Here is a 17,856-nt window from a genome sequence, read left to right on the forward strand (position 1 = left end):
CTGCTTTTTTTGAACAATAAATCAAAATTACAAACTTAAATTTCTTGTGACTTTTATATGAAAATCACGCTGTGCAAGCAATTCGGTTTTTTTGATGCACTTGTTTTGCTTATATGATTTTCTCTTTTCTTTACCACTATCTATAGTCAATTCATCGAAACAGATGTCTAGGTATGAAACGGAAAAAGTTTCAGCACTGGGCTAAATACAGCGTACTTACACCAGCGTGCATGTAGGAAGGATGAATAATATGAAATTAAATAATTTGACTGTGGATACGGTTGTAGTGGGTGCAGGCCAAGCAGGAATTGCGATGAGTGAGCATTTAAATGCGCTAGGCATTTCTCACGTCGTTTTGGAAAAAAACCGTATTGCTGAAGCTTGGCGTACACGCCGCTGGGATTCATTAGTCGCAAATGGCCCTTGCTGGCATGACCGCTTTCCAAATATGGAATTTGACGCAGACCCTGACAGCTTTATTCATCATGACCAAGTCGCAGACTATTTCCAAAACTATGCAGAAAAGTTTAACTTGCCGATTCATACCGGTGTTGAAGTATTCAAAGTTTATAAAACCGATCAGCGCCTTGGGTTTACAGTAGAAACCTCCGAAGGCACGATTTATACGCAGCGCTTAGTATCAGCAACAGGCGCATTTCAAAAAGCAGTGATTCCTCCCGTCGCTCTGCAAAAACCTGAGTTTTACCAAATCCATTCAGACCAATACAAAAACCCGCAGCAGCTGCCTGAAGGTGCTGTTTTAGTGATTGGTTCAGGTTCTTCTGGTGTGCAGATTGCAGATGAAATCAACCGTTCTGGTAAAAAAGTTTATCTATCTATCGGTCAACATGAACGTCCGCCGCGTACTTACCGCAACCGTGACAATGTATGGTGGCTAGGCGTACTTGGCGGCTGGGACTTTATGCGTACAGATAAAGGGCCGCTCAAAGGTTTAGCCGTAAGCGGCGCGCATGGCGGTATAAATATTGATTTCCGCGCCTTAGCAAAACAAGGCATTACCCTATTGGGCATGACCGATTCATTTGACGGTCAAAAAATTCAATTCAAAGCTGACCTGAAACAAAACCTTGAATCTGGTGATGCTGCGCTGCATGCCTTTTACGACCAAGCAGATGAATATGTGCGTGCCAATGGCCTCGACCTGCCTGCTGAACCGCAAGCGCGTCAGCTGCTGCCTAACCCAGAATGCGTAACGCAGCCGATTTTAGAGCTGGATATGCAAGCCGCCAACATTACGAGCGTCATTTGGGCTTCAGGCTTCAGTTATGACTTTGACTGGCTGCAAGTCAATGCCTTTGATGAGCAAAAAAAACCGAAACATAAACGAGGCATTTCAGATGAGCGCGGGATCTATTTCCTTGGTTTGCCCTATTTGACTGGTCGCGGTTCAAGCTTTATTTGGGGCGTTTGGCATGATGCTAAATACATCGCTGAACACATTGATATTCAACGTAAATACCAAGAATACCAAACCGATAAAAATCTACTCAAAAACACCGCCTAATTTCTACCTTTATGCACACATGAATCTCTCTCCATTTATGTGTGCATTTTTCATTCAATCTCTGTTCAGTTTTGCTCTGACCATTTCAAAATTGAGGATATTATGACCACCATTTTAAAATCAAAAATTACAGATAAGTGTGCATGGATCGGGGCAGAGATTGCCGAAAAAACCGATTGGATCTACCACTTATCACCACATGTATTAAGCATTTTTGACCACAGCCTGCAAGTATTGGCGGCAAAAAACTTAGCTGCGCCCAATTTTGTAAAATCGGATGTCGTCATTCAGGATGACGCTTTTTTAAAGGAAATTGCCTATATTTCTAATGAATTGGAAAACGGCTATGGTTTCATTGTGATTCGCGGTTTAGACCCAGAAAAATACAATGAACTTGAAATGAGCAATATTTACTATTTGATGGGTTTATACATGGGAAACAGCGTGACACAAAATGCACGCGGCGACCTCATTGGTTATGTCGAAAACATAGGTGATAAAAGCAAAAAAATGACCCGTGTTTATGAAACCAACAGCTATTTGCCCTACCATGCGGACTTAAGTGATGTCGTTGGTCTGCTCTCAATTCGTAAAGCTAAAACTGGCGGCCTCAGCAGCATTGTCAGCTCATCTACGGTTTATAACCGTATTTTAGAACAATATCCCGAATACTTAGGCTATTACTATCACCCAGCTTGGTATGACCATTTGGGAGAAACCGAACCTTCACTGAGTCCGATTTTCAGTTATTTTGACGGTAAATTGGCCTGCCGCTACTTACGCTATTATATTGAATTAGGCCATGACCGCAGAAACGTTCCACTGTCCCAAGTACAAATGGATGCCCTGAATATTTTTGATGAAATTAGCCATGATCCAAGCTTAAGGCTCGATATGATGTTAGAACCGGGCGATATTCAGTTCTGTAATAACTACTGTGTCATGCATTCGCGCACTTCATTTGAAGATTATGATGAAGCTGATAAGCGCCGCAAACTTTTACGCCTCTGGCTGCAAATGCCAAATGCGCGCAAGCTTGCGAAAGACTTCCCAGGTCGTAACGGCATACCGAAAGGTTTAGGCGAGGTAGCTTAATTTATAAAACTGAAAAGAGGCGTTGGTCGCCTCTTTTTTATTCCTTCATTTTAGTGTTAACAGCTTTGAAACTATTCTGCATATTCTTCTAATGATGGACCTAAAATCTAACAAATTAATGGCAGTGAATCATATCTAACTTGTCCCATTTAAATTGGTTCTAACTTCCGCATTTCGTATAATCGCCATTATGTTCAATCGATGATAAAAGGCTCGATTCATAGAATTATTCATTTAGAAGTTATAGGGGGTTCATCATAAAACCGTAAAATAAAGTCATTAAAATCAATTAATTGATATATCCCCCTCTGTTTGTAGAAGAAAATATTTACTTCTAAATATTCAGCTTTATAACATTTTGTTCTATCCATTTTTTTTATAAAATTTGGAAATTGCTTTTTAAATGGAAAATAGGGTCTAACGAAGTTCTGGCTCTTTAAACCATCAACTAAAAAATAATAACTATCTATCGAGGTATATGCTCCTGTAGATTTTCTTGAATGAGGCTTATAACCGAGATAACAAATTTCTCCGACTTTAAAGTTTCCTTGTTCATATTGTTTATCTACCATTTTTGATACAAAGATAGAAAATAAAATATTAAAAATTAATAATAATAAAAATAGTAAAAATCCTCCAATTAAAAGCACTCTTCTATGATAAAGATCCATTAAAAATCCCTTTCAAATTAGTTATTTCCCTAAAATAAACATAATACACGTTATAAGAAATCAATTTATTTTATCAATAAATTTCAAAACCTTACACAAATACAAAGAGCACTATTCTACTCAATGGTGCTTTTTCCATGGTTTTTACTGTTATAAGCCTAATTTTAATCAATATTCCACAGTTTTGTGTAATCCCATTCAAAGATAAAGCAAACAAAAGTGTCCAGATAAAATAGTAATCGATATCCAAGTAGTTATTGATATTGCAAACTCTCCCGAAACCATTTTAATTTGCGCAACAAAATTTAATGCAAATTTTCAGATAAAGTCTGATCCCGTACTTCGTGATATGAAGCTTTTCAAATACCTCCTGCCTCATTTCTGCTTGTTCGTAATTCATCATCGAACTCAATATTCAGCGATTGAAACAAAATTCACCAAACTTGATACGTCAATTCCACATGTATCCTGAACAGCACTGCAAAAACTAAATTTCAGGCAGATAAAAACACCGTATAAATTGCTTTATACGGTGTGAGTTTAATCGAAAGTATCTGACTTAGAAATTGTAATAGAACTGCAGATTCAACAGTTCATGTGTATCATCATCGCCGCCTTGCGCATACGAGCTACTCGGGCCGCCAATCAGGAAGTCATTTTTACCCATAATATATTCAGCCACAAAGCTCATGTTTTTATAATAAGCCGCTACTCCCAGTAAATTACGCGATGAATCGTCATAACCGTCTTCAGACTTCACATAACTGCTGTACATGGCATACGGCATAACCGCATCCAGTTTGCCTACATTCTTAAACTTATAGCTGACATCTGCGGTATAGAACATCCCCTCATTTGCCACCATAAAATTATCATCAAATGAACCCATTAAAGATGTTTTGGGCGTCAGCGGATCTTTGTTATCCATTTCATTTTTACCCAGTGTTAAGCCAAACCCCAGATTGTTATAGCTCACATTGCCAAATACCGCCCATGCTTGACGGTCACCCGTTTGGCCATTGGTTTTGTTTTCAATATCCGACTGCCAATACGATGCACCAATGTTCCCTTTCATCGGTTCCGGCAGACTTCGGATTTCCTGCTTTACACGGCCAATAAACATATTTTGTTCATCTAAATGTGTCAGGCTTGAATCTTCAGGTTTAACGAAGTTTGTAGTGTAACGGCTGGCATCTTCTGAATAAGGGCCGCTGTAGCTGCCGCCATCTCCAGTAAAGTAAGCCAATTCCACTTGCGTGCCTGTATCAAACTTGCCTTGGTATTTCAGCCCGACATTATGTACGTCTTCTAAGCCAATCTGTGTAATGACACCGCCATAATAGTTGCTTTCCCAAAAGCGCCCCGGCCCAAACGGCACAGGCTGCAAACCTGCTTGAATCAAATGACTGTCGTTAATGTTATAACCCACATAAGCATCGACCAATGTGGAAAAATCGCACAGCTTATTATATTGATAGCAGCGATACTCTAAATGACCAAAAATTTTCGGTGAAGTATAGTCCAAGTTGATACGCGCTGCATCGAAGGTCAACTTATGATCATTTTCCGTCCAGCTTTTGTCTTGGTATTTCACTCTTAAAAAACCTGAGAGTTTTAATTCCCCTAAGTCAGTTTTTGGATCCCCAATGGATAAATCTGCAGCTATAGCAGGTGTAGCCGCACACCCCAACAGCAACAATGAAACACAATAATTTAAAGCTTTCTTTTGCATTATTTAAATCTCTATACCTGTTGTTAAGTCAAGTGTGTACTGCGGGCTTTTTTGCAAAAGCCCCTGCAGCGCTTCGTTTTAAACGAAGCTAGGAAAATAGGAGAATGAAAATAGAGGATCGATCTATGCCTATTTCGGCATGTATTTCGCAATTTCTTCAGCGCTAGGCGCTTGCAAGTTGTACTTCACCAGCAGCTTGTCAAATTCACCAGACTGTTTCATGGCATCCAAACCTTGGGTGACTTTTTCCAGCATGGCTGTATCTCCCTTACGGATCGCAATACCGCCTAGAACTGGGAAAAATTGCTCTGTCGAACTGATTTGAACACGGCCTTTCAGCTTTTCTGCAGTGCTCATCGCTACACTGGTATCGTCATAATGCGCATCCACTGCTTTAGACAGCAGCGCCTGCACTGACTCAGGCGAGGTATCAAACTCACGTATGGTGATGGCCGCTTTACCCTTCGCTACACAGCTTTCTGCAGACATTTGGCGCAGCTGCTCAGGGAACATTGAGCCTTTTTGCGCAGAAATTGTTTTACCGCATAAATCATCACGGGTTTTCGGCTGATATTCAGAATCCGCCAATGCGAGCAAAGCCTCTGTCGTCATGTAATACGGAACCATATCCACTTTTTCTAAACGCTCTTTGGTGATGTATAAACCTGACATCACTAAATCAAATTTTTTCGCTTCCAAACCCGTAATCAAGTTAGAAAAACGGCTGTCGATAAAATTTGCTTGAGCATTTGAATGTGCAAAGATTTGATTGGCTACATCAATGTCAAAACCAGCAGGTTTGTCATTTTCCATATATTCAAATGGCGGGAATGTCATATCACTGCCTATCTGATAGGTCTGGCCTGCAGCTGCCGCATCAGAAGCCGATGCCGCTGATGATGCCGTATCCGCACTTTTACTGCATGCAGTTAACCCCCAAACCAAACATGCCGCTGCTACTAATGGTTTCACTTTTAACATTACACTCACTGCAATACTCCTTGAGTACTTTATGTACGTTTTAGAACTGTTATACGTGAGATTTTTCGAGATTGTAATTTTGAAATTCCTACGCAATACTCCAAAAAAAGCGATGCAAGCTTTTGATTAAACAGTAATAGACTTTTCTCATATTCTAAGCAGAGCAATATGATGAAAACAGAACAGCAAATTCGTATAGACCTCGCAGCAGCACTGCGTTTGAGTGCAAAATTAGGCATGCATGAGGCAGTCGCCAACCACTTCAGTGCCGCTGTTTCAGAGGACGGAAAATCTTTTTTACTAAATCCGAAATGGGTACATTTTTCTAAGGTAAAGGCCAGTGATTTAATCTTGGTCCATGCTGATGATGCAGGCAGTTTTGAAAAAGGCAAAATAGACTCAACCGCATGGGCCATTCATGGCCAAATTCATAAGCTGCGCCCTGATATTAAAGTCATCATGCATTTACACCCGATTTATGCAACTGCGCTTTCCTGCCTAAAAAATCCGACCTTGCTGCCGATTGAGCAAAACAGCGCACGCTACTTTAACCGTGTTTCTTATGATTCACATTATTCAGGCATGGCAGATCAGATCGCTGAAGGTCAGCGTCTTGCTCAGCTGCTGCAGACCAATACCCGACTGCTGATGGGCAACCACGGTGTACTGATCGGCTCACATGATATCGGCCTTGCTTTTGATGATATGTATACCTTTGAGCGCTCAAGTCAAATCCTGATTCATGCCTATTCCACTGGCCAAACCTTAAATATTTTGGATGATGCTGTGGCAGAAAAAACAGCGCAGGATTGGGAAAAAATTGAAGATTTCAGCATCGCACATTTCGAAGAAATGAAAGAAATTTTGGCAGCTGAAGATCCAAGCTTTATGGACTAAGAAAACTTAAACAATAAAAAAGAGCTTCAATTGAAGCTCTTTTTTTCACTCTCGTTCTAAATTCGTTAAGCCATTTCTAAACCGGCTTGTTGTACAAAGAAAGAGGCCCCCTTGGGCTTTTGCGGCATTTTCAAATGATTCGCTGTCATACGTACTTGCCCGCTTTCTTGTCCATAAACCAATTGCCCTTGGTGCACGCTTGGCAGCGGGTTATCTGACAATGCAACCGCATCTTCTGCTGCATATACCGTAATGAATAAATAACGCGGCAACTCAGTATTATTTGCACCAGATGCATGCAGCAAACGGGTATGCATGAAACAGACTGAGCCTGCAGGGCCTGTGCAAGACACAAATTTTTGGCACTGCTCCGCCTCGACTTCATCTTCCACTTTGCCTGTGAAACGGCCATCTTGCCAATGGTTATACAACTCGCCCTTTTGGCTGCCCGGAATCACCTGCAGCGGGCCATTGTCTTCTGTCACCTCACCCACCATCAATAACGCTGTGATCATGTCATCATTAGTATGCGGCGTGAATGGAAAATCTTGATGCCATTTCACAGTGGTCGCTGTATGCGGCAGTTTAGCATTTACTTTACTGTGGTGAAAACGGGTGCCGCTGCCTCCAATGAGCTCTCCAGCCATTTGCGCCATATTAGAATGAATGGCTGTTTCAAAATATGCATCTGAAATTTCCGTCGGAGAACTAACACGACGCAGTGCAGGATGTTCTGAGCTGTGATCCGCAGGATCGACATCAAAGCGCGAGCGTCCATCAATGGTTTCTCCATAAGCTTCTGCAAAGCCTCGGCTTTCGTCAATCCATGCTTCCAACTGCTGACGTAAACCCTGTAATTCCGCAGCATCTACGACATTTTCGACAACTAAAAAACCGTCACGGTGAAATTGTTCAATTTGGTTTTGATTTAACATTTGCTCATCCTATTCGCTTTTATTTATTCATGACTGCTGCAATGTCTTCTTCAGTCGGTGCTTTTAAGCCATATGCAGTCAAAATTTCTTCATATTCGCCTGAGGCTTTAATACGATTCAAACCTTCCTCAACGAGCTTATACGTTTCGGTATCACCTTTACGGATGCCAATACCTCCTACTGTCGGGAAGAATTGTTCTGTCGACGTAATCTTCACTTTGCCAGCTAAGCTAGTTTCAGCCGCTTTCATGACTGCGGCATCGTCATATTGGATTTCTACAGCATGCGCTAATAGCGCCTGCGTGGTTTGCGGCGATGTTTCAAACTCACGGATCATCAGCGCTTTCTTACCATTTGCTACACAATTTTTCGCTGAAATTTCATGTGCCTGAGTTGAGAACGCAGTACCTTTCATTACGCCCACTACAGCACCGCACAAATCATTTGGCCCTTTAGGTGCAAGCTTGGAATCATGACGCACCAGCAATGAAATATCTGTTTTGTAGTAAGGGATCATATCAATCTGTTCAAGACGCTCAGGCGTGATGTACATAGATGAAAATAAAATATCGTACTTTTCGCCTTTCAAACCAGGGATCAGATTCGCCCAGCGTGTATCCACCCAGTCGGCCTTATAGCTACCGTCAACTTCAGCAATCTTTTCCATGATTTCAACGCTGACACCGCTTGGCACGCCATCTTTCAAATACTCGTATGGAGGGAAAGTCAGGTCTGAACCTACAGTGACCAAACGTTTTTCTGCTACCGGCGCTGCCGAATCTGCAGTTGGTTCTGACTGTTTCGAGCAGCCAGCCAATAGTAAACCGCCAACGATAGCCCCAATGAACATTGATTTATTTTTCATACCCCATCCACCCAACTCTTTATGTTTATCTGTCATTTGAAGATAGAACAAACATATACAGAATCCGATTTGGATTTTTTTATGCAAAGCTTTATAAAAATAGAATTTAAAATTTAGCGATTAAAATATGAAAAAAGCAGCCAATAATGACTGCTTTCTTTAATTTAAATAGAAATACTACTTAGAGGTTTTATAAAAAGTTAATCCTTGGCAATAAATTTTTGGAACCGCTCATTATCAGACTGCATTAATGCTTCTGGTGTATCATTTAATACCACATGACCGTTTTCCATAAACATTACACGATCAGATACTTGAAAAGCAAAGCGCATTTCATGGGTCACAATAATCATGGTTAAGCCTTCTTGTGCCAATTCTTCAATCACTTTCAGCACTTCATTGACCAATTCAGGGTCTAATGCTGAAGTTGGTTCATCAAACAGAATAATCGACGGCTGCATGGCTAGCGCACGGGCAATCGCCACACGCTGCTGCTGACCACCTGAAAGCTGGTGCGGAAACTTATTGGCATGCCTTTTCATACCGACTTTTTCCAACATCGCTAAAGCCGTAATTTTGTTATCCAGCACCGTACCGCGCTTGTGATACAGCGGTGCAAGCATGACATTTTCCAAAATCGTTTTATGCGGAAACAGGTTAAAGCTTTGGAACACCATTCCGACATTTACAATTTGCTGTTTATATGCAGGCGATTCATCAGTTAATTCCTGATCTTTTAAGAAAGGCTGACCCAATAAATTGACTGTGCCTTTATTCAAGCTTTCTAAGCCATTTAAAGTACGGATAAATGTCGTTTTACCTGAACCCGATGGCCCAATAACGGAAATGACCTCACCCCATTTCACTTTTAAATCAATCCCTTTCAGGACTTCATGCTCACCATAGGCTTTATGAATATCAATAGCTTCCAATGCATATTCGCCATTGCGTTCAGTATTGATCTCTTTACGCGCACGCACAGAAGCTTGCGGCAGCTGCAGCAGCGGATCATTTTCTGCCAGCATCCCTGGTTTACGGTTCGTAATATCTATACGGCGTTCAAACCAGCCGAGCAACCAGCCAAAGACAGTCACGATCAGCACATAATAGAATGCTACGGCCAGCATGGTTTCCATCACCAAAAAGTTTTGGGTATATAAACGCTGACCGACCAATAAAATTTCAGTGAGTGAAATGACCGAAACCAAAGATGTGAGTTTTACAATGGAAACATATTCATTACCCAGTGCTGGAAGCGCAACACGAAAGGCTTGCGGAATCATCACTAAACGCTGAATGCCTGAATATTTCATGCCTAGCGCCTTACCCGCTTCAATTTGCCCCTTATGCACCGCTGTTAGACCGCCACGGTGAATCTCTGCAATATAAGCCGCTTCACTTAAAGTCATAGCAATCAGACCTGCAATAAATGGCGACGCCAAAAGCACACTCGAAGCTGGGAAAATTTGCGGCAGGTTATAAACAAAAACCAGCAGCACCAGCAGCGGTAAGCTTCTAAAGAACCAAATATAAAGATCACTCGACCATGCCAAAGGTTTGAATTTAGACTGTTTGCCCAACGCCAGTACAAAGCCCAATACAATGCCGACCACCCAAACCAATACGCTGAGTTCAATGACGGTCCAAGTTGCGGCCCAAAAGTTTTTATGTGAAAACAAACTGAATGTATAAGACCAATTAAAATCCATTCAATACCCCACTCGCATGATTCTGTTCTATTTCCTTTGTTATAGCGAACTTTGAGTGAATAAGTAATTTTGAAAAATTGAGGTCTTAATACAGAAATAATTAAGCAATAAAAAAGGCCAGATAACTGACCTTTTAAAAATTTGCACATCTACGGCATTTATAATAAACACTGTAGTTACCTTTTTATAATTATCTAAAAACAAATATAAATACAAGCTTTATTTTTAAATAACTTAAGCATTATAAATCAAAGCTGATTATACCCTTAAACTCATATAAAGCTTTTCTAAGAAAATATCACACTGCTGCAGCTGATCTATATCTACATATTCATTCGGTTTATGCGCTACAGCGATATCTCCCGGGCCACAAACCATCACAGGACAATGCAGCGCCCCTTGGAACAATCCGCCCTCAGTACCAAAGGAAATATTGCCTATAGAGGTTTCTTCTGGCAACAGGCTTTGAATAAACTGAACCGCCTCAATGGTTTTGGAGGTTTTCAGCCCTGGATATTGGTTGACTTCTTCAACCTCAATGTGACTGCGGAAGTCATCCTGTATTTGACTTAATATCTGCTCTTGAATAAGACTGCTGCTGTCCTCCGCCAAATGACGGATTTCATAATCCACCACACAGCTGTTCGGTACAATATTCAGCGCTGTCCCACCATTAATCTTACCCACATGCACCGTGCTGTAAGGAATATCATAGCCAGCGTCCTTATGTCCTTGTTGACGGAGGTTCTGCTGAATGGTTTGCAAAGAAGTCACCAGCTGGCTGGCCACATGGATCGCATTGACATAATTAGGCGCTAAAGCCGAATGCCCCTCTTCACCGCAGCAGCGGGCGCGGAATACCGTTTTGCCTTTATGCGCCAATGCCAACTGCATCATGGTCGGCTCACCAATCACACATAAGATAGGGGAAATAATCGTGGAAGCCAGTTGATCTAAAATCCCACGTACACCAATACAGCCTATTTCCTCATCATAAGAAATACACAAATGCAGCGGACGTTTGAGCTCTAATTTTGAAGCTTTCAACATGGCGATGATGGCACATGCTAAAAAGCCTTTCATATCCGCTGTTCCGCGGCCAATAATTCTTCCGTCTTTATGCGTCGCTTCAAAGGCTGGCGAATCCCACTGCTGCCCCTCTACCGGCACAACATCTGAGTGGCCAGACAAAAGAATACCCGCCTGATCACGCGGTCCCACACTGGCCAATAAATTAGCCTTGCTCTGTTCTGCATTAAAATTCAGTTCTGTAAAAATACCGTTTTGCTCAAATAATTTTTGAACATAAAAAATAAACGCTAAATTGCTTTTATAAGATGTTGTATCAAAAGAAATAAATTTATCTAACAGCTGTATGCTGTTTACATCAGTCACTATTTATGCCTCTTCCAGTACAGGCTTTGTCTTAATATGCGGATCAAAGAAATGCGCATCGCCCATACCGGGTATGTATTGATTGGATAGGAATGCACGGCAGCGGCTGATGAATGCCTGCGACACCGTATTCAGATTTGCATTTTTTGCAGTCGCCAAACCAATTTTCATCGGACGGTTATCGCCTGCTATACGCAAGCGGACGAGTCGTTTGCCGTCTAATGAATAATTATTTTTCGGGCGCACATTTAAAATGGTATAGCCCAGATTATTGGCTACCATCGAACGGACGACATCCACATGGCGCGAAGTATGCGCCACCAACGGGCTTAACTTATGCTTACGGAACAATGAAATAAAGTAATCATTACTGAAAGGCATATCTAAAAGCACCATCGGCAGTTCTGCCAGTTCTTCTAAAGTCACCGCCACATTTTTTGCTAGAGGATGCGCTTCACTGACCAAAACATGCGGCGGCAGCACGGCCAAAGGTTCGAAATTAATCAGGTCATGATCAATATTTAAATCATAAGTCAATGCGACATCCAATTCATTACGCGCCAACTGGCTCAACAAAATCTGCTGATCATCCTCACTTAGCTCCAAAGTGACATTTTTATATAAATTGGCAAAGCCATGAATGATTTCTGCATAAATCATGGGTGAAAATGCAGTAAAGCAGCCGAGCTTTAAGGGCCCACGGATAGAACCTGAAAAGTCAGCAGCCAAAGCATATAAGCTGCTGGCCTGACTTAAAATGAATTTGCATTCCTGCATGACTTTTTCGCCAATGCTGGTCAGCATTAAGCCTTTTGCATGCTGGCGAATAAATAGCTGTACTTGCAATTCAGATTCTATGTGGGCTATCGCCGCTGAAATAGAAGGTGAAGAAACGTGAATTTTTTCAGATGCAATAATAATGCTGCCGCTTTCAGCTGTCGCAACAAAATATTGCATTTGACGTAAAGAAATTCGATTTAACAATGCCGCGTCCTTTTCAGCGCAGGCTAAGCATTATTCATCGCCCGGTACACCATAACTTGGAGAGCTGGATGGATCTAAAGCCCGTGCAACATAATCCTCAACTTGCGGTTCATACACTTTCCAAAGCTGATACAAGTCCTCAATTGGAGTTTCAGACCAATCAACCCGAAGATTAATCACAGGCCATTCCAGTTTATCGACTACTAGAATACCTGCTGAATGAACTGGGCCAGCTTCGCCGCCTGCATCTAAACCAGCTTGCAGCGCTATAAGCAAGCGCTCTGCCAAACTGCCGGATGCCTGATGAAAAGCATCAACCATGGCCTGAGGAACATCTTCATTTGCAAGCAGATTTCCCGCACCAACAGCATGCTCCCCTACGCACTGAGAATGAACACCTAAGGTATATTTGCCGCTAAATGCAGCAGGCTTTTCATCAAAATTTAAAACCGTCAGCTGTCGATACTCAATAAAGTCGGTATTTTTGACCAATTCAGCAATCGCATCGTCTGGCGCCAGATCATATTTGGTCATATCTAGCAAAATATTTGCCAAGTATGGATCTGTAATGTTCTGAGATGTTGCAACACCCACACCGGCCTTGGCTTGAATGCACCGCGATGCAACAGCTGGAGAAGAAGAGCTGATCGCTCCTCCAAATTGCCCCGTTTTATGACAGCGAGCAATAATTGAAAATGTCATAGGCTGCGTTGCTCCTTTTACTTAGTCAGGAATAACTGCAGTTGCATCAATTTCAACCAGCCATTCAGGACGGGCAAGTGCCGAAACGACAATACCTGTTGAAACTGGGAACACGCCTTTTAGCCATTTGCCAACGACACGGTAAACATCTTCACGGTAGCGCGGATCAATAATATAGATTGTGATTTTGCAAATATCTTCAAGTTCACCGCCAGCTTCTTCGAGCAGCATCTTAATGTTATACATGGCTTGTTCTGCTTGGCCCGCAGCATCGCCAATGCATACGCTTTCAGATGTATCTAGGTTTTGTCCAATTTGACCGCGTAAGAACACTGTGCTGCCGCGTGCGACAACTGCTTGGCATAAGTCATTATCTAAATTTTGTTCTGGGTAAGTTGCTTTTGTATTAAAAGTTCTAATGCGTGTATGTTTCATCTGAAGTGTCCTCTGTTTACTACAGTTTCAGTATGAATCAATCACTTGTGAAGGCAATTTCCCTTTTCCGTGTTAGTGCTTCAAGTTTTCCTTACTAGATATATTTTATTAATTAGCCATATAAGATGTATTTTAAATCTTGAATATTTTTATTTTATAAAATTCACCACTGCATGAAATTTTTATTTTTTTATGTGATACATGCAGTGATACAAGATGTAGTCTTTTAAGTCGTAAAGAATTTATAAACTGGCAATAAAAAAGCCTTAAATCAATAAGATTTAAGGCTTTTTTTAATTTTGGTGGGATGGCGTCAATTGAACTCAGCTCATAACCTATTCATTCTAAAGCTATTTTATTAAATAAAAAAAATCTTTGACCCAATTTTGACCCAAATTAGATTTAGTGCATTGAATCACTTTTAAAATCTTATTCAAATCCAAATTCAGGATTTGAAGTGGCGTACTGATTATACCAACATCGAACACGCTATAAAATGATATATTATAACATATCATTTCTTTGATTTTCTTTTTTGATGTATCATTCTTTTAGATATATTCAGGGACAAGGTAATGTTTAAAATTATTGATGATTTAAAAAATAAATTAGATCAGCATCGTCCCCTATCACCTGCGATAGTAAAAAATTTACAAGAAGACCTTATTGTACGATGGACTTATCATTCCAATGCTATTGAAGGCAATACACTTACTCTATTAGAAACCAAAGTTGTACTAGAAGGCATTACTGTCGGTGGAAAAGCTTTACGAGAGCACTTCGAGGCAATTAACCATAGAAATGCCATTTATTACGTTGAAGACATTATTAGAAAGGAAGAACCTTTTTCTGAATGGCAAATTCGCAATATCCATCAACTCATTTTAAAGAATATTGACGATGATAATGCTGGCCGATATCGCCAGCAAAACGTATTGATTTCAGGTGCTACAACTACACCACCCGACTATACCCTACTCAATGATAAAATGGCTCAATTGATTGATTGGTATAACAGTGAAGCACATGCACTTCACCCTATCGAACGTGCTGCAAAAGTACATGCTGACTTTGTTGGCATTCACCCATTTATCGATGGCAATGGACGTACCTCGCGCCTCTTAATGAATCTTGAATTATTAAAAGCTGGCTATCCACCTTGTGTCATTACTGTTGAAAATCGATTAGCTTATTATGAAGCTCTTGATCAATGGATGGCTTATGGGAAAACTGACGCATTTAACCACTTGGTTTCCGATGCGGTACTCGAAGGATTTAAACCGTATCAAGTTGTTTTAGGAATTTAGGGGGACTCTGTCTTTCAAAGCTTTGTGCAACAAAGCCCTTAGCTTTTAAAACTTTAGTAAATTAGCTCTATAACATAAAAAAACCGATGTATAAACATCGGTTTTTTAATTTTTTATTTAGTTATGCAGGCGTAGCTAGATTTGCGACTTTAAGTAAGCTCACTTGGTCCTGTTGTCTTTGCATAATAATTTTACCATTACGCACACTTAAAATAGCTTTTACTTGATTAGCAACAACTTCATAATCATTTTTAGCCGGCATAATTATAAAACTGGCAGGACGTCCGACCTCAATCCCGTATTGATCCCCTAAACATAAAGTCTTGGCTGAATTATCTGAAACAAAATCCAAGCAACGTTGTAAGTCTTCGTAACCCAGCATATGACAGATATGTAAGCCAGCATCCAGAATACGAATAATATTACCGTTTCCTACTGGATACCAAGGATCACGAATTGAATCCTGAGCAAAACAAATATTCATGCCTGCACGGTCAATTTCTGGTACACGGGTCAAACCTCGGCGCTTTGGATAGCTATCAAATCTTCCTTGCAAATGAATACTTTCTGTAGGGCACGAAATAAAGTTAATTTTAGAACGTTTTAGTAAGCGGAATAACTTGTAACAATAGGCATTGTCATAAGATCCCATCGCTGTAGTATGGCTAGCTGTTACACGTTCCCCCATACCTCGTACGTGTGCTTCATCTGCCAAAACTTCCAAAAAGCGAGATGCTGGATCATCAATCTCATCACAGTGTACATCCACCAGACAGTTATATTTTTCAGCTAAATCCATCAAGAAATGAACTGAACTTACACCTTTTTCACGGGTATATTCAAAATGTGGAATGCCACCAACTACATCAGCACCAAGCTTTACGGCTTCCTCCATTAAAGTACGACCATTTTTAAATGACTCAATACCTTCTTGTGGAAATGCTACAATCTGCAAATTCACTTTATCTTTGATTTCTTCTTTAACTTCAAGCATAGCTCGCATTGCAGTTAAGCTTGGATCAGTGACATCGACATGTGTACGCACATGTTGAATACCATGCTCAATGAGCATATCTAGCGTTTTTAAAGCACGTAGTTTAGTATCTTCAAAAGTGATCGTGGCTTTACGTTGCCCCCAACGTTCAATCCCTTCAAAGAGTGTACCTGACATATTCCACTCAGGCTCACCCGCAGTGAGTACAGCATCTAAATGAATGTGTGGATCAACTAAAGGAGCCATGACTAATTGTTGTTGTGCATCGATAGTATCTACATCAACTGTTTGAATGAGACTAGCCTGTTTTTCAATGGCTTCAAAGATGCCATTGTTGTAAGTAATACTAAATAGCCCTTCTTGTTGACGTAAAACTGCATTGATAATTTTCATGTTGGTTCCTTTTAAAATAATTAATGACTCATGTGCCAGATCAGTAATGCCATTGAAGCATTTAGACGGAAATTTGCCTCAGTTAAGACCTGATTTGTCAGTGATTCAATTTTTTGAATCCGTTGGTTTAAGGTGTTTCTATGGATACCAAGTCGTTTGGCTGTATCATTTAAGTTGCCATTTTCTTTAAGCCAGGCATCTAACGTTTCGAGTAGTACAAATGGATGCTTTTTATCGCTAATGAGAATACCCAAGGTTTCATGCATGAATTGCTGCAATACGCTTTTGTTCGGAATCGCTTTTAAAAGTTTTAGCACCCCCAAATCACGATATTGGCAAATACTATTTTTCATCTGCATTTCAAAAGCAATTTCCTGAGCTTGGGATGCTTCCCAAAATCCTCGTTGAAATGCCACTGCAGAATTCACTTCATTTGAGAACCCTGCAAAGACCTTAAGTTTATTATCAAGTTGACTCATTTGATCGATCACTTCTATGAGTGATTTTTTCCACGCATCGATATCATGATCATCAAGGTTGAGTACCAAACTAAACTGATCCCCCTGACGGATGACTGGAATTTTCTGCTTCCACTGTTTGGACCATTTTTCCAAGGCTTCATAACACTGTTGTTTAATTCTGAAAAAATAATTTTCATGCACAGCATTAGTATCGGTATGAAACAAGGCATGAATATTGTGTAAGCGCAGTACTGTAATCACATGACGTCCAAGTAAGTTAATTTTTAACTGTTTGGCACGAAGTTGAATTGTCTCTACCGATGGAAAATCCCCTGTCAGTAATTGAGAGATTACATCTTCACTCGATTTTTTGACTTGAGAAAACTGAACTAGCTGTGTACCAATCGCATGCGTAACTTCAACCATCTTCAAACTGTAAGGTTGCTCAATTAACGGTAAACCAAGCTCATTTGCGCGTGAAATAAGTTTAGGTGGAATTTCATGGATATATTCCTGACCTGTCATAATGACAAGCGCAGCTACATTTCGTTCATATGCCTGTTCAAGTAAACCTAAGAGATTATTTTCATCACGGGTATAGTTGATTCCCGTAACAAATACAATCTCTCCACCCTCAATCCATTCAGCGATTCCTTCATTTTCTGCTACATAGAACCAGCGGACAGGCCGATGAATATTTTCTGTTCCACCACATAATTTTAGTGGATAAAGTGAAGGTAGATTCAGGATATCTTGAACGGTCATATTCATCGCA

Annotated in this window: 16 protein-coding genes; 4 read left to right on the forward strand and 12 right to left on the reverse strand. The window is 40.6% G+C overall.

Going from position 1 to position 17,856, the window contains the following annotated elements; genetic code table 11:
- Positions 1-250 precede the first annotated feature (250 nt).
- Together AC4CU0_RS15630 and AC4CU0_RS15635 are read left to right on the forward strand one after the other, a co-directional pair.
- Complete coding sequence (locus AC4CU0_RS15630) at positions 251-1,525, forward strand: flavin-containing monooxygenase (protein WP_111885194.1); 1,275 nt, start codon at positions 251-253, stop codon at positions 1,523-1,525.
- A gap of 102 nt (positions 1,526-1,627) precedes the next feature.
- Positions 1,628-2,620 (forward strand): TauD/TfdA family dioxygenase, encoded by a 993-nt coding sequence (locus tag AC4CU0_RS15635; RefSeq protein WP_180035906.1) that lies wholly within the window; start codon positions 1,628-1,630, stop codon positions 2,618-2,620.
- Positions 2,621-2,850: 230 nt separating this feature from the next.
- Here the strand turns inward: AC4CU0_RS15635 and AC4CU0_RS15640 are convergent, their stop codons facing one another.
- The 3 genes from AC4CU0_RS15640 to AC4CU0_RS15650 all read right to left on the reverse strand — a co-directional run bounded on the left by AC4CU0_RS15640 (position 2,851) and on the right by AC4CU0_RS15650 (position 6,004).
- Positions 2,851-3,291 carry a hypothetical protein gene (locus AC4CU0_RS15640; protein ID WP_111885195.1) on the reverse strand — a complete coding sequence of 147 codons (441 nt, stop codon included), beginning with the start codon at positions 3,289-3,291 and terminating at the stop codon, positions 2,851-2,853.
- A 559-nt stretch (positions 3,292-3,850) separates the two neighbouring features.
- Complete coding sequence (locus tag AC4CU0_RS15645; protein ID WP_111885196.1) at positions 3,851-5,023, reverse strand: hypothetical protein; 1,173 nt, start codon at positions 5,021-5,023, stop codon at positions 3,851-3,853.
- A 129-nt stretch (positions 5,024-5,152) separates the two neighbouring features.
- The gene (locus AC4CU0_RS15650) at positions 5,153-6,004 is read right to left on the reverse strand and encodes an ABC transporter substrate-binding protein (protein WP_111885197.1); all 852 of its coding nucleotides are present in this window, start codon (positions 6,002-6,004) and stop codon (positions 5,153-5,155) included.
- Positions 6,005-6,172: 168 nt separating this feature from the next.
- Between AC4CU0_RS15650 and AC4CU0_RS15655 the strand changes: the two genes are divergently transcribed.
- Positions 6,173-6,901: a class II aldolase and adducin N-terminal domain-containing protein gene (locus AC4CU0_RS15655; RefSeq protein WP_249682337.1), complete on the forward strand. Its 729-nt coding sequence runs from the start codon at positions 6,173-6,175 to the stop codon at positions 6,899-6,901.
- 65 nt (positions 6,902-6,966) lie between these two features.
- On the opposite strand, the gene AC4CU0_RS15660 is transcribed toward AC4CU0_RS15655, so the two are convergent.
- The 7 genes from AC4CU0_RS15660 to AC4CU0_RS15690 form a co-directional block, all read right to left on the reverse strand.
- Positions 6,967-7,836, reverse strand: coding sequence for a phytanoyl-CoA dioxygenase family protein (locus tag AC4CU0_RS15660; RefSeq protein ID WP_111885198.1), 870 nt, complete (start codon positions 7,834-7,836; stop codon positions 6,967-6,969).
- Between the two features lie 19 nt (positions 7,837-7,855).
- Positions 7,856-8,701 (reverse strand): transporter substrate-binding domain-containing protein, encoded by an 846-nt coding sequence (locus AC4CU0_RS15665; protein WP_111885234.1) that lies wholly within the window; start codon positions 8,699-8,701, stop codon positions 7,856-7,858.
- A 200-nt stretch (positions 8,702-8,901) separates the two neighbouring features.
- Entirely contained in the window at positions 8,902-10,410 is a 1,509-nt protein-coding gene (locus AC4CU0_RS15670; RefSeq protein WP_111885199.1) for an amino acid ABC transporter permease/ATP-binding protein, read from the reverse strand.
- A 258-nt stretch (positions 10,411-10,668) separates the two neighbouring features.
- On the reverse strand, positions 10,669-11,805 hold the full coding sequence (gene argE / locus AC4CU0_RS15675; protein ID WP_171319262.1) for an acetylornithine deacetylase: 1,137 nt from the start codon (positions 11,803-11,805) through the stop codon (positions 10,669-10,671).
- A 3-nt stretch (positions 11,806-11,808) separates the two neighbouring features.
- Positions 11,809-12,789 carry a LysR family transcriptional regulator gene (locus AC4CU0_RS15680; protein ID WP_111885201.1) on the reverse strand — a complete coding sequence of 327 codons (981 nt, stop codon included), beginning with the start codon at positions 12,787-12,789 and terminating at the stop codon, positions 11,809-11,811.
- A gap of 30 nt (positions 12,790-12,819) precedes the next feature.
- Positions 12,820-13,491: a DUF1028 domain-containing protein gene (locus AC4CU0_RS15685; RefSeq protein WP_078190011.1), complete on the reverse strand. Its 672-nt coding sequence runs from the start codon at positions 13,489-13,491 to the stop codon at positions 12,820-12,822.
- Between the two features lie 21 nt (positions 13,492-13,512).
- Positions 13,513-13,926: a RidA family protein gene (locus AC4CU0_RS15690; RefSeq protein ID WP_078190012.1), complete on the reverse strand. Its 414-nt coding sequence runs from the start codon at positions 13,924-13,926 to the stop codon at positions 13,513-13,515.
- Positions 13,927-14,501: 575 nt separating this feature from the next.
- Here AC4CU0_RS15690 and AC4CU0_RS15695 point away from each other — a divergent pair.
- Positions 14,502-15,233, forward strand: a complete 732-nt coding sequence (locus tag AC4CU0_RS15695) for a Fic family protein (protein ID WP_111885202.1) — start codon at positions 14,502-14,504, stop codon at positions 15,231-15,233.
- 121 nt (positions 15,234-15,354) lie between these two features.
- Here AC4CU0_RS15695 and codA read toward each other — a convergent pair whose 3' ends face one another.
- Complete coding sequence (gene codA / locus AC4CU0_RS15700) at positions 15,355-16,620, reverse strand: cytosine deaminase (RefSeq protein WP_111885203.1); 1,266 nt, start codon at positions 16,618-16,620, stop codon at positions 15,355-15,357.
- A gap of 20 nt (positions 16,621-16,640) precedes the next feature.
- Positions 16,641-17,852 (reverse strand): PucR family transcriptional regulator, encoded by a 1,212-nt coding sequence (locus AC4CU0_RS15705; protein ID WP_111885235.1) that lies wholly within the window; start codon positions 17,850-17,852, stop codon positions 16,641-16,643.
- Between the last annotated feature and the right edge of the window lie 4 nt (positions 17,853-17,856).

It is taken from the genome of Acinetobacter sp. LipI_15, assembly GCF_058242865.1.